The following is a 15,582-nucleotide window of genomic DNA, read 5'->3' as shown; positions in this document are numbered from 1 at the left end:
GTGACGAGGTCCTTGAGGAACGACACCTGCATCGTCGCGTCCTCGATGAGCATGCCGCGGTGCCAGCCGAAGGCGGCCTGCCGCTCCAGGAACACGGCGCTCACGGGGTCCTGGCCTGCCGCGTTGCGCTCGTGCACCGCGATGGCGAGCGCCAGGTTCGACGGACCGAAGCCGACCCCGACCAGGTCGAAGACCGGAGTTTCGTCCTCGCGCGGCTGTGGCATCGCAGTCCCATCGCTCACGTCGAGACCGGCTCGACCGCCCTGACTCCATCACCAGTCGGCGCAGAGTTAGGCTAGCCTAACCTTCATGATTGACGTTGTCACGGTGGCCCTTGAAATGAGGGTCCCGACCTGACCCCCGACGTTTCCGGATGCGGCCGGTGTACGGCCCGGACCAGGGTCAGCCGCACCTCGTGGACGGCCCCGCCAAGGACCCGGCCGAGGGGTCGAGAGCAGGAGCATCGGACGCCGGGGCATCGGTAGCCGGAAGACCGGAAACCTCCGGCACGGCGGCCGAAGGCGACGCCGACCCGGGCATCGCGGACCGGCTCGCCGCCGAGGTCTTCGGCGCCGCCGCCGTCGCGCCCGGGCGCTGCACGGTGCCGACGGTCAGCGTCACGCCGCTCAGCGTGGTGCGCCGCCCCTCGGTGTCGGTCACCCGGACGGTGAAGGGGCCGGTGCCGGCGCCGTTCTGCGCGATCCAGTAGTTGTAGTCGGTGCGGCTCAGCGCCTTCCACGCCGCACCGGACTGCAGCTCCACCGCCGACAGCGGGTTGCCGGTGTTGTCCAGGCGCAGCGCCAGCCAGTACCGCGACGAACCCTCCTTCACCCGGACGGTCATCGGACCGGGTGCGGGCGGGCTGGTCACCTTGCTGTAGGTCACCTTGATGATCCCGGCGACGGGATCGCCGATCCTCGCGAACGCCTGCCTGCTCAGATCCAGGTGCCCGGCGGCGCACTCGGGGCAGCGGTCGGTGACCTTGACCCGGACCGTGCCCTTGGGACCCTTGACGTCCAGGTAGCCGCCGCACGCGGCCCCGCCGGCGTACTCCGCGTTGCCCAGCGCCACGACGAGCGGGTCGGCGACCCGGTCGAACGAGCAGTTGCCGCTGCCGTCGGCCGCATAGTAGGTGGCCTGCCCGGACGCCGTCGCCGCGCACGCCGCGCCGGACGCCTGGGCGATCAGCGCGACGGTCGCGGTGCCGGCGACGACCGCGCCGGCGGCCGCGACCACCCACGTCCGTCGGCGCGTCCACCACGGCTGCTGCGGTTCGGGGTTGTCCGGCACGCTGGGCATCGTAGCCGGGCATGGGACCGCTCCACCGCCACCAAAGGAACTGTTCAGGTTGTCTCGGCCGGTGAGGTTGCGGCTCAGACATGATCTTCTGCAAGAGGAGGGGGCGCCGATCGGCGCCCCCTCCTCGGCGACTACCTCAGGTAGTACCCGTAGCTTCTCCGATTGGATCCCCAGCTACAGGACGACTCGGACCACTCTCCGGTGCCGGGCGACTGCCAGGGCCCGAGGCGGGTGTAGTAGCTCCCAGCGAGTTCGCACTGCGTCCATGACTGGTATGCGCCCGTGCCCTGAGTGCAGACGACGAAGGAACCCCGCGCGCCGGTCGCACCGTAGTTGCAGGCGGACGGAACGGCGTGAGCAGGCGAGGCGACGGTGACTGCCAGCGGCACAGCGGCGAGCGTTGCCGCGAGTCCGTAAACGAGCCGACGGATACTCATCAATGATCCTCTCTTGGAGAGCTGCATGGATGCAAGGTTTCCAGCGGAAAGGCCAGCTGGTCAGCCGTGTTGCATCGAGGTTTTGCCCTGCATCAGCGCTGAACAGCGGCACCGGCCCTGTGCAGCTTTCGGCTTGCGGCCGGTATCACCTCACGGCGCCGGCACGCATCCGTCGGGCTGATTCGCCAGCCACCACGCGGCGGCCATCCGGGTGGAACCCGGCAGGAGCGCGTCGACCGACATCTCTTGCAGGAGCTTCACGTTGCCGGCAGTACCGATTGCGGCCGTGATCGCATCCATTACCTGAGCTTCGGCATCAGCGCATTCATGGAGCCACACGGACCGCTGCACGTCGAAGGCTCGACGCCATCTGTCGGCGCTCTGGTCACCCGAGCAGTGCGGAGCGGCCTTGGCGGCTGAAAGTCGGATCGGGCGGCCGAGATTCGGGTCGGCGAGAAGATCGATCAGTAGGCTCCGATGACCAGCTTCGCCGAGAATGGTGATCGCCTGCATCGTTGTCGCTGTCATCGGATCGAACTGAAGGCGAAGCGCGTTGTTCAGTTCAGCAGCGAGGAGTTCGGCCACCGGCCTCCGGTAAGGCGTCGCCGAGACTGCCAGCGTCGCATAGAGCCTGGTGTCCGAGTCGGCGGCGAACAGCACCTCCTGGAGAAGCTGCGTCAGCATGACGTCGCCGACCGGCAGCTCCACCTCCAGGCGAGACTGCGCGGACAGGGCCAGCCGCCTGCACAGCGGCCCGGCCTGCGCGGCCGGCAGGGTCAGACCGTCCCGCCAGACGGACCTGGCCACCGGGTCCTCGGCTATCCGACGGCTCCAGCGCGGCGTGACCGGCACACCCCAACGCGGTGCCAGTCGCACGAAGTCCACGGTCATCGGCATGGACCGAAGGTCGTGATCGTCCATGGCGAGCAGCTCACGAGCGGCTCGGGCCAGAAGCCCAACCGTACGGGGTTCGCGGAAGTGACCGGCCCGCGCTTTTCGAATGACCGCCTGCAATGCCGCCTGTCGCGCCCGGATGTTCAGCGGCTCGCCCAGCTGGCGGGCCAGAAACGTTGACGCGACCATGTCAGGTGTGCCGTCCAGCAGCGAGATCGGCTCGACGTACGACGGGATCCCGGGGTCAACGGCGACGTCGATGCAGACGGCGGCAGCGGCATTCGTGGCGTCCTCGTGCTCGAGCATACGGCTGATGGCCTCCAGGCGGACCATCCACTCACCGCCCTCGGCCGCAACCATTTCCGTCAGCAGCCGATATGCGACGCCGTCCCATAGATCGCGAGGATGCAGCACCAAGCCCGGATGAGACCGGAGCACGTCGCAGAACGTCAACCAGGTTGCCTCGTCGACCGGACCGCTTCCGCACACCCGATCGAGAACGTGATGCACATCAGCGTCGCCGGTCGTCTCTGCCCGTGTTGGCCGTGGATCGAACCAGCGCAGCAAGGCGTCGCGGACATGGCGCAACGAGGCACCCGGCAGCCCCAGGACCTCCTCGTACCGTCGAAGAGTCGCGACGCTGACACGGCTGGCTCCGGACTCCCAGCGCGATATCTGAGACGGCGCCAGCTCCGGCGCACCCGGCAGTGCGAATTCTTTCGCGAATTGCCGCGCCGACCTCAACCGAGGCAAGCGGGAGCACATTCGATTGACGCGCAGCAGCCAGGCGATGCGATCTTGAGCAGTGAACATGGAATCGCCCCGTCGACGCCGTTCGCCGCCGAAGCCATGATATCGACGCTATTGATGAACGGCTATCTTTATCTGGCTCCGGCGGGCCTCGACCCGGACGGGTGATTCACCAGCGGGTCGCCTCAGCGCAGGCCGGCGAACAGGTCGTCCTCCGGCAGCGGCGCGTTCGTCGTGTCACGCACGCGCAGGAACGTCTCCACGCCCATCAGCTCCGTGAAGCGCTCCTTGCCCATCTTCAGGAAGAAGATGTTCTCGCCCTGACTGGCGTGCGCGGCGAGGGCGTCGAACTTCTGCGACCCGTAGGCCTTCGTGTCGACCCACGTCGTGATCTCCTCGTCCGGCAGGCCGAGCGGCGGACCCTGCGGCGCCGCGTCGGAGGCCGGGTCCGGGGCGTCGAACTCCACGCCGAGCTCCCGCAGCGTCCTGCCGAACTCCTCCATGCCCGAGCGGGGCACGGTCGTCCAGTACACCTTGGCGGGGCTGCCGGTCAGCTCCACCGCGGCCATCGTGATGCGGTGCGCCTGGATGTGGTCGGGGTGCCCGTAGAAACCGTTCTCGTCGTAGGTGACGATGACGTCGGGCTCATACTGCCGGATCAGCTCGGCGAGCCGGGCGGCGGCGTCCGGCACGGGCGTGGTCCAGAACGAGCCGGCCACGTCGTTCGTCGACCAGCCCATCATTCCGGAGTCCGGATATCCGAGCAGCTCCAGGTGCGACACCTTCAGCGCCGCGCAGGCCGCCTCCAGCTCCTCGGTGCGCATCGCCGCCACCGCGTCCGGGTCGTGCCCGGGCTCCCCCGGCTTGACCCCGCCGGGCCCGTCGCCGCAGCGCCCGTCGGTGCAGGTCACGAGCACGGTCGTGATGCCCTCCGCGGCGTACTTCGCCAGCACTCCACCGGTGCCGGTCGCCTCGTCGTCGGGGTGCGCGTGCACCGCCATCAGCGTCAGGGGTCGCTCAACCATGCGACCACCCTATCCACCGCACCGCGGCACCCGCCGCCGCGCACCACCCCCGGCCGCGCCGTCCCCCGGCCGCGTCCCGATCAGGCTCAGGTCGGGGACGGAGCCGCCGATAACGAGGTGTGCGGGGTCGTGGGTCACGATCGGCGGGTGCGGGGCGCGTCGGTGATCCGGCGCGCCTGGAGACGCTGCACGACACCGGGCTGCTGCTGGCCGGCGGCGTCCCGTCCCTCGACCGGCTGACCCGGCTCGCCCGGCGCGCGGTGGGCGCGCCGGCCGCGCTCGTGTCCCTCCTCGACGCCGACCGGCTGGTGTTCGTCAGCGCCGCCGGGCGGACAGGTGTCCGGGAGTCGCCGCTCGCGCAGGCGTACTGCAGGACCGTGGTCGACGACGACGCGCCGCTGTTCGTGGCGGGCGGGCGGGACGAGGTCGTGGTCGCCTACGCCGGGCATCCGCTGCGCGCCCCGGACGGGCAGGTGCTCGGGTGCTTCTGCGTGATCGATCACACGCCGCGGCAGTGGAGCGCCGACGAGCTCGACACGGTCGCCGACCTGGCCGGCGCCGCCGAGGTCGAGCTGGCGCTGCGGCTGGCCAACAGCGAGCTCATGCTCGCCTCGACGCGGACGCAGGCGGTGCTGGACAGCGCCGCGGACGCGTTCGTGTCGCTGGACGCGGCCGGCACCGTCCACGCGTGGAACCTCGCCGCGGAGCGGATGTTCGGCCGGTCCGCGGCGGAGACCCTGGGCCGCCCGATGGGTGTCGTCGCCGAGGCCGACCGGGCGGCGTTCGCCGCGTGGCTCGGCGGGGCCGTCGGCAGCGGTACCGCGGGGACGTGCGAGGTGACGGCGGTCGACCGGGCGGGCCGCAGGTTCCCGATCGAGGTCGTCGCCCAGGTGCACGTGGAGCGCGACCGGCCGGTCGTCCACGCCTTCGTGCACGATCTGAGCACCCGGCGGGCGGCGCAGCGGCAGCTGGAGGCCGAGCGCGTCTTCCAGCGGGCGCTGCTGGACAGCCTCGACACCGCGGTCGTCGCGTGCGACAGCGATGGCCGGCTCGCCACCGTCAACCGGGCCCTGCGCGAGGCGCACCAGGGTGTCCCGGTGACCCCGTCGACCGGGCAGCACTGGGCCGGCACCTATCAGCTGTTCGCCGCGGACGGGCGGCGGCTGCTGCGCCCGGACCAGGTGCCGCTCGCCCGCGCGTTCGCCGGTGAGCACATCCACGGCGAGGAGATCGTCGTCGGCGAGCCCGGCGGGCCGCAGCGGCGGTTCCTGTGCAACGGCCAGCCGATCGACGCCCCCGGCGGCGCGCGGCTCGGCGCGGTCGTCGCCATGCACGACATCACCGACGCGCACCGGGCCGAGCGGCTGCGCGGCGCGCAGCTCGCCGTCGCCGAGGCGCTGACCACCGCGGGCGGGGCCGAGCAGGCGGCGGAGGCGCTCGTCGGGGCGGTCACCGGCGCGCTCGACTGGGCGCTCGGCGAGTACTGGCACGTCGACCCCGACGCCGGCGTCGCCGACCGGCTCGGCGTCTGGGTCAACCCCGGCCGGGCCCGGCCGGCGTTCGTCGACGACGCGCCGCCCGCGACCCGCGACGACGGCATGATCGGCCGGGTCTGGAGCACCGGCCGGCCGCAGTGGATCGACGACATCGGGCGGCTGCCCTACGCGTCGCCGCGCAAGGACGTCGCGCTCGCGGCCGGGCTGCACGCCGCGATCGGGCTGCCGGTCCGCAGCGGCGGCACCGTCCTCGGCGTGCTCGTCTTCGCCACCGAACGCCTGGAGCCGCCCGACCCGGACGTCCTGGCGATGCTCGACGGCGTCTGCGCGCACATCGCCCGGCACATCGAGCGGCTGCGCGCCGACGACCTCAGCACCGCGCTCGCCGCCGCCCGCCGCGACTTCGACCGGGTCATCGCGGGGGTCAACGACTACGTGTGGACCGTCGAGGTGCTCCCCGACCAGTCGGTCCGCTCCGTCTACGCCAGCCCCGACGGCGGCGGTGTCTTCGGCGCGCCGATGCCCACCGGCACCGACCTCGCCATGATCCTCGCCGACCGGGTCCACCCGGAGGACCGCGGCGAGTTCCGCGGCTTCAACGCCGCCATCGCCGCGGACCGCCCCGCGGAGATGGAGGTGCGGGTCGTCGGCTTCGACGGCGTCACCCGCTGGGTGTGGACCCGCGCCGTCCCGCGGCGGGAGGACGGGCGGCTGTTCATGGACGGGATGAGCACCAACGTCACGGAACGCCGGCTGCTCGCCGAGCACCGCGAGGAGCTCCTCGCCGAGCAGCGGGAGCAGGTGCGGCGGCTGCGCGAACTGGACCGGATGAAGGACGACCTCGTCGCGCTCGTCTCGCACGAGCTGCGCAACCCGATCGGCACCATCCTCGGGTACGCCGAGCTCATCGGCGACGAACCCGGCGACACCGACGAGGTGCGCCGCTCCGGCGAGGTCATCCGCCGGCACAGCAGCCACATGCAGCAGCTCGTCGACGACCTGCTGGATCTGGCCCGGCTGGGCAGCGCGAGCCTCGCCGTCGACCCGCGGCCGCTGTCGCTGACCAGCGCGCTGCGGGAGGTCGTCGAGGACCACCGGCCGGCCGCGGACGCGAAGGACGTCGCGCTGCGCCTCGAGCCGGGCGCGAACCTCACCGTGCGGGCCGACCCGGCGCGGCTGCGGCAGGTGCTGGACAACCTGCTGTCCAACGCCGTCAAGTACACCCCCGCCGGCGGTACGGTCACCGTCACCGCGACGGGCGACGCCGCCGGCGCGGCCACGGTCAGCGTCACCGACACCGGCATCGGGATCCCGGCCGAGCAGTACCAGCAGCTGTTCACCCGCTTCTTCCGCGCCTCCACCGCGCTCGCCCAGGGCATCAAGGGCACCGGCCTCGGCCTGGCCGTCACCAAGGCGATCATCGACGCGCACCACGGCACGATCACCGCCGCCCCGGCCGACCCGACCGGCACGACCTTCACCTTCACCCTGCCCTGAACCGCGCGCTGAAGCCTGCCCTGAAACCCCCGCTGAAGCCTGCTCTGAAACGGCCTGGACCGCCCTGAAGGTCCCGCGCACCGGTGCCCTCCCGGCCGCAGGGCAGGGCGAGCCGCACGGTCTGGCGCGTTCTGGGGATTGGACCACCGTCGATGCCGCCCTACGGTTGAGCTCCACCGCAGAGGGAGCAGCATGACCGACTACGACTTCGGCGCGAACGACCACTTCATCGGCGGCGCCGACGCCGACACGTACACCGCCGACTCCAACCACCTCTCCGACTCGCTCGGCGCCTCGAACACCTACCACCAGCTCACCGGGCCCCTGGTCGAGGAGCAGGACCTCAACCACGACGGCCGGGTCGACGTGGTCACCGCGGACGTCGACCGGGACGGCGTCGTCGACGTCTACCAGTACGACCTCAACGGCGACGGCGTCATCGACATGGCCGGGCACGACGTCGACGGCGACGGTTCGATCGACCAGAAGGAGTACGACCGGGACGGCGACGGCCTGATCGACGAGGTCCGCCTCGACAGCGACCACGACGGGTTCGCGGAGCTGGTGCAGTACGACAAGGACGGCGACGGCGTGCTCGACCAGCTGGTCCGCGACACCGACGGCGACCACCGCATGGACCGCGTCGACAAGATCCACGACGCGGGGCACACCCTGGAGCACTACGGCCCGAACGCCACCTACGGCAGCGCCTGACCCGCACATCGGACGATATGTACCCGGCAGGCCCCGGCCCAGCCCTAGGATGATCAACAGATCCGCAGGTACGGGGCAGGAAACGGGGGTGGCACCAATGGCGAAGAAGTCGAAGAAGGACAAGAAGAACAAGAAGAACAAGAAGAAGAAGTAACCGGTCGCGCCGCCGTCGCCTCCGCGCCACGGCGGCCACCACCCGCGACGTCGAGGGTCAGGCAACCATGCACAACGACATGCTCGCAATGCTCGACGCCCATCTGGCGCAGCTGTTCGCGGTCCGCGACCAGCTCGCGGCCACCCGGCGGGTCGCGCCCGGTGAACGCCGCACCGCCGCCCTGCACACCATCGCCCTCAGCGAGCAGTACGTGTCGGGAGCCCGCCGCCTGCTCGCGGAGGCCGACCTTGAGGCCGACCTGAGGTCCGACCTGGGGGCCGACGCCCGCCGGCTCGTCACACAGTGATGACGACCTTCGCCCTGGCGTGGTCCATCTCCAGGTAGCGGACGGCCTCCGCCGCCTCGCCGAACGGGAAGGTGCGGTCGATGACCGGGGTGACCGCACCGGACTCGATCAGCTCGCGCAGCGCCGCGAGGTTGTCCCGGCCCGGCACCGCGGTCAGCACCAGCACCCGCTGCCGCACGAACCGCGCGACCAGGCGGCCCCTGGTGATGAGGCCGACCGGGCCGAGGAGGCTCCCGCCGCCGGACACCCCGCCGCCGGACAGCACCAGGGTCCCCGACGGCGTCAGCACCCGCCGGAGGTCGGCCAGTGAGCGGTTGCCGACGAGGTCGAACACGACGTCGTACCCACCGCCGCGGGTGAAGTCCTCGCGGGTGTAGTCCACGACGTGGTCGGCGCCCAGCGACCGGACCAGGTCCACGTTGCGGGTGCTGCACACGCCGGTCACCACCGCTCCGGACGCCTTCGCGAGCTGCACGGCGAACGTCCCGACGCCGCCGGACGCGCCGTTGATCAGCACGCGCTGCCCGGCGCGGACCCCGGCGGCGTCGCGCAGGCCCATCAGGGCGGTGTTGCCCGCGAGGGGCACCGCGGCGGCCTGCTCGAACGTCAGGTTCGCCGGCTTGCGGTCCACCGCGCCGGCCGCCGGGACCCGCACGTACTCGGCGAACGCCGCGTCGACCTCGCCGTAGACCTCGTCGCCGGGGGCGAACGTGGTCACCCCGTCGCCGACCGCCTCGACCCGGCCGGCGAAGTCCGTGCCGCGGACCCGCACCTTCGGCGCGCCGAGCCCGAACGCCATGCGGGCCACGTAGGGGTCGCCGCGCATGACGTGCCAGTCGCGGGCGTTCACGGACGCGGCGTGGACCCGGACGAGCAGCTCGCCGGCGGCGGGCACCGGCGGGTCGACCTCGCCGAGGCGCAGCACGTCGGACGGGCCGTAGCGGTCCTGCACGATCGCTTTCATCACGAACTCCTCCATCGACGGACGCGACAGGTGTACGGCGTACACCCACGCGTTCGACGGTAGGGTGTACGACGTACACCAGTCAAGGGGCGATATCGTGACCGGAATGTCTCAGCAGGTGCGAAGGGAGCCGCTGACCCGGGACCGCGTCCTGCGCGCGGCGGTCACGCTCGCCGACGGGACCGGGATCGACGCGCTCAGCATGCGCAAGCTCGCACAGACCCTCGGCGTGGTGCCGATGGCGCTGTACAAGCACGTCGCCAACAAGGAGGAGCTCCTCGACGGGATGCTCGACGTCCTCGTCGGCGAGATCGACCCGCCGGCCGCGGCGGACGACTGGCGGATCGCGGTCCGGCAGCGGATCCTGTCCGCGCGCCGGGTCCTGCTGCACCACCCGTGGGCGTCGCGGGTCATCGAGTCCCGCACCGCGCCGACGCCGGTCGTCCTGGCGTACATGGACTCGATGATCGGCATGTTCCGCACCGGCGGCCTGTCGGTGGACCTCACCCACCACGTCATGCACGCCATGGGCAGCCGGATCCTCGGCTTCTCGCAGGAGCTCTTCGGCGCGCCGCAGCCGGCCGCCCCGCCCCCGGACGACGAGACCGCACGTCAGATGGCCGGGCGGTATCCGTACATCACCGAGATCACGACGAGGGTCGCGCACGACGAGGCGTCCGTGGTCGGCAGCGGGTGCGACGACCAGTTCGAGTTCGAGTTCTCCCTCGACCTGCTCCTCGACGGCATCGAGGGGCTCCGCCGCCGCGACTGGACCTCGCGGAGCGGCTGACCGGCGCACGATACCGTTGATCCCATGTCATCCGGGCCCATCGATGTGCTGGTCGTCGGCGCCGGCTGCGCCGGGCTGACCACGGCCCTGGTCCTGGTCGAGGCGGGGCTGCGTCCCGAGATCTGGGCGGACCGGCCACCGCTCGGGACGACGTCCGCCTCGGCCGGCGCGCTCTGGGCACCGTACGAGCTGGAACCCCTCGACCAGGTGATCCGCTGGCGGGAGCGCACCCACCGGGTCCTGACCCGGCTCGCCGACCGCCCCGGCACCGGCGTCCGGCTGACGCACGGCGTGGCGGCGGCCCGGACCGCGACCGGCGCGCGCGGCGCGCACCCCGGCGGCAGCACCCCGTGCGACCCCCGCGAGCTGCCGCCCGGATACGTGCGCGGCGACCGGGTCACCGCGCCGCTGGTCGACATGCCGGTGTACCTGGCGTTCCTGCAGTCCCGCCTGGCCGACGCCGGCGTCACCGTGCGGACGCGGCGGATCGGCTCCCTCGCCGAGGCCGAAGGGCACGCGCCCGTCGTGGTCAACTGCACCGGGATCGGCGCCCACGCCCTGGTGCCCGACCCGGCGCTGGTGCCGGTGCGCGGGCAGCTCGTCGTCGTGGAGAACCCCGGCCTGACCGAGTTCTTCTCCGAGGACAGCGGCGCCGCGCCCGAGCAGTGCTACATCTACCCGCACGGACCGAGCGCCGTGCTCGGCGGCGTCGCCCAGCCCGGGAACTGGTCCCTGCAGCCGGATCCGCTGGTCGCCGCCGGCATCCTCGCGCGGTGCGTCGCCGTCGAACCCCGCCTGCGCGGGGCCCGGGTCCTGGCGCACCGCGTCGGGCTGCGCCCGGCCCGCCCGCGGGTCCGCGTCGAGGAGGGCACCCCGGTCGGCGCGACCCGCGTCATCCACAACTACGGCCACGGCCGCGCCGGGGTGACCCTGTCCTGGGGCTGCGCGTCGGCCGTCCGCTCGCTGCTGTGAGCGTCGGCCGCGCCCTCGCCTGGGAACCGCGCCGATCGGTCCCCGGCGAGGGCGCGGCGGCTCAGCCCTTGACCGATCCCGTGAGGCCGCCGACGATGTGCCGTTCGGCGAACACGAAGAAGCCGATCGCGGGGATCATCGACGCCGCCGTGTAGGCGAGGATCCGGGCGGTGTCCTGGGAGAACTGGGACTGGAACGCGGCCACGCCGAGCGGCAGCGTGAAGTTGCCCGGGTCGCTGAGCACCAGCAGCGGCAGCAGGTAGGCGTTCCAGCTGGTGACGAACGCCAGGATGGCCACGGTCGTCAGCGCCGGCCGGCTCAGCGGGATGAGGATCCGCCAGAAGAACCCGAGCCGCCCGGCGCCGTCCATCGCGGCCGCGTCCTCGAGCTCGCCGGGGATCGCGGCCATGAACGGGCGCAGGATGACGATCGTGATCGGCAGGGCGAACGCGGCCTGCGGCAGCGCCACCCCGAGCGGGTTCTCCAGCAGGTCCAGCTCGCGCAGCAGCAGGTACAGCGGCAGCGCCGCCGCGGTGAGCGGGAACAGCAGACCGAGGGTGAACAGGGTGTACAGCGACTCCCGGCCGCTGAACGTGTAGCGGGACAGCGCGAACGCGGCCATCGCGCCGACGGTGACCGCCAGGCCGGTGGTGATGACTGCGATCAGCGCGCTGTTGCCCATCGCCCGCCAGAACACGTCGGAGGTGAGCACGTCGGCGTAGTTGCCGAGGTTCCACGGGTCCGGCCAGCCGACCGGGTCGTTGTTGATCTGCGCGTTGGTGCGGAACCCGCCGATGATCGTGAACAGCAGCGGCACGACGGTCACGCCGACCACGAACAACGCCACGAGATAGGCGGCGACCCGGCCTCCCCTCATCTGCCGGCCTCCCCGGTGAGGGCGCCGCCGGTGTCGCGGCGCAGGGCGAAACGCTGGTACAGCAGGGCGAAGATGAAGCACACGACGAAGAGCACGACGGCGACGGCACTGCCGAACCCGAACTCGTAGCGGCTGAAGCCGTGGTCGAGCAGGTAGGTCGCCATGGTCGTCGACGCGCCGGCCGGCCCGCCGAGCGTCATGATCCACACCAGGTCGAACAGCTGCAGCGACCCGATGATGGACAGGAAGATCCAGATCCGGATCGTGGGGCCGAGCAGCGGCAGCACGATGTGCCGGGTGGTCTCCCACGCCGACGCGCCGTCGGTCGAGGCCGCCTCGCGCAGTTCGGCGGGGACACCTTGCAGCCCGGCGAGGAGCAGGATGATGCCGAAGCCGATGTACTTCCAGGTGATGACGACGAAGAGCGTGTAGAGCACCAGGTCGCCGTCGGCGAGCCAGTCCTGGGTCAGGCCGCCGAGCCCGGCCGCGGTGAGGAGCTGGTCGACGAGGCCGTCGGGCTGCAGCATGAGCAGCCACACGACCGCCGTGATGGCCTCCGACAGCACGTACGGCGCGAAGACCACCAGCCGCAGCACGGCCCGCCCGCGGATCTTCCGGTTGAGCAGCAGCGCGAGACCGATCGACAGCGGCAGCTGGATGAGCACGGACAGCCCGGCGATGATCAGGTTGTGCAGCAGGGCGGAGCGGAACACCGGGTCCTCCAGGACCCGCTGGTAGTTGCCCAGCCCGTACGGGGTGCGCGGGCTGAACCCGGTCCACTTGTAGAAGCTGTAGTAGACCGCGACCGCGATCGGCAGCAGCACGAACCCGGCGAACAGCAGCAGCGCCGGGCCGAGCAGCAGCGTGAGCTCCAGCCGGGTGGTCCGGCGCCCCGGCCGGCGGGCCGGCCGCGGGTCGACGCGGCCGGCCTTCCGGGTCGGTGCCGTGACTGCGGAGGCCGTCACTTGTTCGCGACCGCCTTGGTGAAGGCGTCGACGATGCCCTGCGGGGTGCCCTTGCCGGCGAAGAAGTCGGCGACGGCGTCGTTGAGCGCCTGCCCGACGCTGGTGGGCAGCGCCTGGTCGAAGTACACCTGGATGTACGGGGCCTTGTTCAGGTACTCCTGCACGGTCTTGAGCGACGGGTCCTGGATGGCGGAGATCGCCGCCGGGTTCGAGGGCAGGCTGATCGTGTTCGTCTGCACCAGCTTCTGCTGCACGGGGGCGCTGGCGACGTACTTGAGGAAGTCGGCGCACGCGGGTCCGGCCTTGACGGCGCAGGAGAAGCCGTCGCCGCCGCCGAGCGCGGTGCCGGGGGTGCCCTTGCCGCCGGCGACCGTCGGGAACGCGAACCAGCCGAGCTTCTTCGCGAACTCCTTGTCCTCCGTCAGCGGGATCATCGTGGGCAGCTCCCAGTCGCCCTGCAGCTCCATCGCGGCCTTGCCGTTGGCGACGAGCCCGGCGGAGCTGCCGGCGCCCTGCTGGGCGGGGGTGCCGAGGAACGCGTCCTGGAACGGTTTGGTGTCCAGGAACGCCTTGAGGTCCTCGCCGGCCTTGACCCAGCACGGGTCGTCCATCTTGAGGTTCTTCACGGTGTTCTTCACCGTGTCCAGGGAGCACTCCCGGATCGCGAAGTAGGACCACCAGAACGCGTCGGGCCACTTGTCCTTGCTGCCGATGGCGATCGGGGCGATGTTCTTCGCCTTCAGCTTGACGACGGCGTCGTTGAGCTCCTCCATCGTCGTCGGCGGGGCGGTGATGCCGGCCTGGGCGAACAGGTCGGTGCGGTACCAGAAGCCGACGACGTGCAGGCCGTAGGGCACCCCGTACTGCTTGCCCTCGACCTGCCAGCCGGTGGCGCCGGCGCCGAGCTCCTTGATCCAGCTCGACGTCGCGTCGGTGATGTCCAGGATCTTGCCGGACTCCACCTGGGTGGCCAGGGCGCCGCCGCCCCACTGCTGGAAGATGCTCGGCGGGGTCGGCGACTGCAGCGCGACGGAGATCTTCGTCTTGAGTGCCTCGTTCTGTGTCGGTTCGACCTTGAACGACACGTTGGGGTGATCGGCGTGGTACTGGTCCGCGATCGACTGCCAGATGCCCTTGCCGGGCTCCTGAGCGGCGTTGTGCCACCAGGTCAAGGTCGTGGCGGCGTTCGGGTCGCCGCTCGAACCGGTCTCGTCGTCGCCGCATGCGGTCAGGGAGGGCACGGCCATCGTCAATGCGACGGCGATCGTGGCCAGCCTCCGTGGGGTGCTCAGGCGGACGTTCAAAGTGATCATCTCCTGACGGGGGCGAGCCGAGCCGAAGGGCTCGGCCCTCGATGACCGCAGAGTCTCCGCCTCAGGAACAACGCTTGTCAATCGTTGTTGATATCGTTATCGGAAGTTACTCTGCCCTCGTGAAGCCCAGCTCTCGAATCACGATCCGGGACGTCGCCGCCACTGCGGGCGTCTCGGTGGCGACGGTGTCCAAGGTGCTCAACGCCCGCTACGGGGTGTCCGCCGCCACCAGCGCACACGTCCAGGCCGTCATCCGGGAGCTGGGCTACGAGGCCAGCCTCGTCGCGCAGAGCCTGCGCAACCACAAGACCAACGTGATCGGCATCCTCGTCGCCGACCTGGAGCCCTTCAGCACCGAGCTGCTCAAGGGCGCCGCGAAGGCGATCAAGGGCACCGGCTACGAGCTGGTCGTCTACTCCGCCGGCGGGCGCACCAGCGACCACGCCGGCTGGGAGCAGCGCTACCTGTCGCGGCTGTCCGGCACCCTCATCGACGGCGCCGTCCTGGTCACCCCGACCGTGGTCGACGTGGACTACGGCGCCGCCGTGGTGGCCGTCGACCCGCACGCCGGCCCGTCCGGCCTGCCGACCGTCGACTCGGACAACCTCAACGGCGCCCGGCTGGGCACCCAGCACCTGCTCGACCTCGGCCACCGCCGCATCGCGATGATCACCGGCCGGCCCGACCTGGAGTCGTCCCGGCTGCGCGAGCAGGGCTTCCGCGACGCGATGCGGGACGCGGGCGTGCCCGTCGACCCGGCGCTGGTCCAGGTCGGTGACTACGACCCGGACTCCTCCTCGGCCGCGGCCCGGCTCCTGCTCGACGGGCCGGACCGGCCCACGGCGATCTTCGGCGCCAACGACGTCTCGGCGATCGCCGCCGTGGAGGTCGCCACGTCGATGGGCCTGCGGGTGCCCGACGACCTGTCCGTCGTCGGCTTCGACAACGTGCCCGAGGCGGCCCTGGCGAGCCCCGCCCTGACCACCGTCGAGCAGCCGATCCACGCGATGGGCCAGCACGCGATCGAGCTGCTCATCAAGCTCATGCACGGCGCACCGGTGTCGGACACCCACGTCCGGCTGACGACCCGGCTCGTGGTGCGGCAGTCGACCAGCGCCGCCTGAAACT

Annotated in this window: 14 protein-coding genes; 6 read left to right on the top strand and 8 right to left on the bottom strand. The window is 71.5% G+C overall.

Translation table 11 applies throughout. The annotated features are described in order from the left end of the window. From ACZ6TV_RS52210 to ACZ6TV_RS52195, 4 genes are all read right to left on the bottom strand, one after another. Nucleotides 1–224, bottom strand: a 224-nt coding sequence (locus tag ACZ6TV_RS52210) for a SidA/IucD/PvdA family monooxygenase (RefSeq protein WP_465308678.1), incomplete at its 3' end; no start/stop codon positions are given. 178 nt (nt 225–402) lie between these two features. Next, a complete protein-coding gene (locus ACZ6TV_RS52205; RefSeq protein ID WP_465308676.1) occupies nt 403–1,290 on the bottom strand; it encodes an expansin EXLX1 family cellulose-binding protein in 888 nt (295 codons plus the stop codon). Nucleotides 1,291–1,886: 596 nt separating this feature from the next. After that, nucleotides 1,887–3,443 (bottom strand): hypothetical protein, encoded by a 1,557-nt coding sequence (locus ACZ6TV_RS52200; RefSeq protein WP_465308674.1) that lies wholly within the window; start codon nt 3,441–3,443, stop codon nt 1,887–1,889. A 122-nt stretch (nt 3,444–3,565) separates the two neighbouring features. Next, on the bottom strand, nt 3,566–4,405 hold the full coding sequence (locus tag ACZ6TV_RS52195; RefSeq protein ID WP_465308673.1) for a PIG-L family deacetylase: 840 nt from the start codon (nt 4,403–4,405) through the stop codon (nt 3,566–3,568). Between the two features lie 119 nt (nt 4,406–4,524). Between ACZ6TV_RS52195 and ACZ6TV_RS52190 the strand changes: the two genes are divergently transcribed. The 3 genes from ACZ6TV_RS52190 to ACZ6TV_RS52180 all read left to right on the top strand — a co-directional run bounded on the left by ACZ6TV_RS52190 (nt 4,525) and on the right by ACZ6TV_RS52180 (nt 8,573). Next, on the top strand, nt 4,525–7,398 hold the full coding sequence (locus ACZ6TV_RS52190) for an ATP-binding protein (RefSeq protein ID WP_465308671.1): 2,874 nt from the start codon (nt 4,525–4,527) through the stop codon (nt 7,396–7,398). 192 nt (nt 7,399–7,590) lie between these two features. Then, complete coding sequence (locus ACZ6TV_RS52185) at nt 7,591–8,112, top strand: hypothetical protein (RefSeq protein WP_465308670.1); 522 nt, start codon at nt 7,591–7,593, stop codon at nt 8,110–8,112. A 221-nt stretch (nt 8,113–8,333) separates the two neighbouring features. Continuing rightward, entirely contained in the window at nt 8,334–8,573 is a 240-nt protein-coding gene (locus ACZ6TV_RS52180) for a hypothetical protein (protein ID WP_465308669.1), read from the top strand. On the opposite strand, the gene ACZ6TV_RS52175 is transcribed toward ACZ6TV_RS52180, so the two are convergent. Continuing rightward, entirely contained in the window at nt 8,563–9,537 is a 975-nt protein-coding gene (locus tag ACZ6TV_RS52175) for an NAD(P)-dependent alcohol dehydrogenase (protein ID WP_465308667.1), read from the bottom strand. The genes ACZ6TV_RS52180 and ACZ6TV_RS52175 overlap by 11 nt on opposite strands. 97 nt (nt 9,538–9,634) lie before the next feature. On the opposite strand from ACZ6TV_RS52175, the gene ACZ6TV_RS52170 reads away from it, so the two are divergent. Both ACZ6TV_RS52170 and ACZ6TV_RS52165 read left to right on the top strand, forming a co-directional pair. Beyond that, entirely contained in the window at nt 9,635–10,327 is a 693-nt protein-coding gene (locus ACZ6TV_RS52170) for a TetR/AcrR family transcriptional regulator (RefSeq protein WP_465308665.1), read from the top strand. A 24-nt stretch (nt 10,328–10,351) separates the two neighbouring features. Then, on the top strand, nt 10,352–11,299 hold the full coding sequence (locus tag ACZ6TV_RS52165) for an FAD-dependent oxidoreductase (protein WP_465308663.1): 948 nt from the start codon (nt 10,352–10,354) through the stop codon (nt 11,297–11,299). 61 nt (nt 11,300–11,360) lie between these two features. On the opposite strand, the gene ACZ6TV_RS52160 is transcribed toward ACZ6TV_RS52165, so the two are convergent. From ACZ6TV_RS52160 to ACZ6TV_RS52150, 3 genes are read right to left on the bottom strand one after another with little or no spacing between them, the layout of a single operon-like run. Then, nucleotides 11,361–12,176 carry a carbohydrate ABC transporter permease gene (locus ACZ6TV_RS52160; RefSeq protein WP_465308661.1) on the bottom strand — a complete coding sequence of 272 codons (816 nt, stop codon included), beginning with the start codon at nt 12,174–12,176 and terminating at the stop codon, nt 11,361–11,363. After that, entirely contained in the window at nt 12,173–13,141 is a 969-nt protein-coding gene (locus ACZ6TV_RS52155) for a carbohydrate ABC transporter permease (protein ID WP_465308659.1), read from the bottom strand. The genes ACZ6TV_RS52160 and ACZ6TV_RS52155 overlap by 4 nt, the downstream gene beginning before the upstream one ends. After that, a complete protein-coding gene (locus tag ACZ6TV_RS52150; protein ID WP_465308657.1) occupies nt 13,138–14,454 on the bottom strand; it encodes an ABC transporter substrate-binding protein in 1,317 nt (438 codons plus the stop codon). The genes ACZ6TV_RS52155 and ACZ6TV_RS52150 overlap by 4 nt, the downstream gene beginning before the upstream one ends. A 119-nt stretch (nt 14,455–14,573) precedes the next feature. Between ACZ6TV_RS52150 and ACZ6TV_RS52145 the strand changes: the two genes are divergently transcribed. Then, nucleotides 14,574–15,578, top strand: coding sequence for a LacI family DNA-binding transcriptional regulator (locus ACZ6TV_RS52145; protein WP_465308655.1), 1,005 nt, complete (start codon nt 14,574–14,576; stop codon nt 15,576–15,578). The last annotated feature ends 4 nt before the right edge of the window (nt 15,579–15,582 follow it).

The organism is Dactylosporangium sp. NPDC051087, assembly GCF_055586325.1.
This window is presented reverse-complemented; position numbering and strand designations above follow the sequence as displayed.

Excerpts from the sequence above, each read along its gene's own strand:
- ACZ6TV_RS52200 (WP_465308674.1), bottom strand. The coding sequence starts at position 3,443 with ATGTTCACTGCTCAAGATCGCATCGCCTGGCTGCTGCGCGTCAATCGA.
- ACZ6TV_RS52195 (WP_465308673.1), bottom strand. The coding sequence starts at position 4,405 with ATGGTTGAGCGACCCCTGACGCTGATGGCGGTGCACGCGCACCCCGAC.
- ACZ6TV_RS52185 (WP_465308670.1), top strand. The coding sequence starts at position 7,591 with ATGACCGACTACGACTTCGGCGCGAACGACCACTTCATCGGCGGCGCC.
- ACZ6TV_RS52180 (WP_465308669.1), top strand. The coding sequence starts at position 8,334 with ATGCACAACGACATGCTCGCAATGCTCGACGCCCATCTGGCGCAGCTG.
- ACZ6TV_RS52175 (WP_465308667.1), bottom strand. The coding sequence starts at position 9,537 with ATGAAAGCGATCGTGCAGGACCGCTACGGCCCGTCCGACGTGCTGCGC.
- ACZ6TV_RS52165 (WP_465308663.1), top strand. The coding sequence starts at position 10,352 with ATGTCATCCGGGCCCATCGATGTGCTGGTCGTCGGCGCCGGCTGCGCC.
- ACZ6TV_RS52160 (WP_465308661.1), bottom strand. The coding sequence starts at position 12,176 with ATGAGGGGAGGCCGGGTCGCCGCCTATCTCGTGGCGTTGTTCGTGGTC.
- ACZ6TV_RS52150 (WP_465308657.1), bottom strand. The coding sequence starts at position 14,454 with ATGATCACTTTGAACGTCCGCCTGAGCACCCCACGGAGGCTGGCCACG.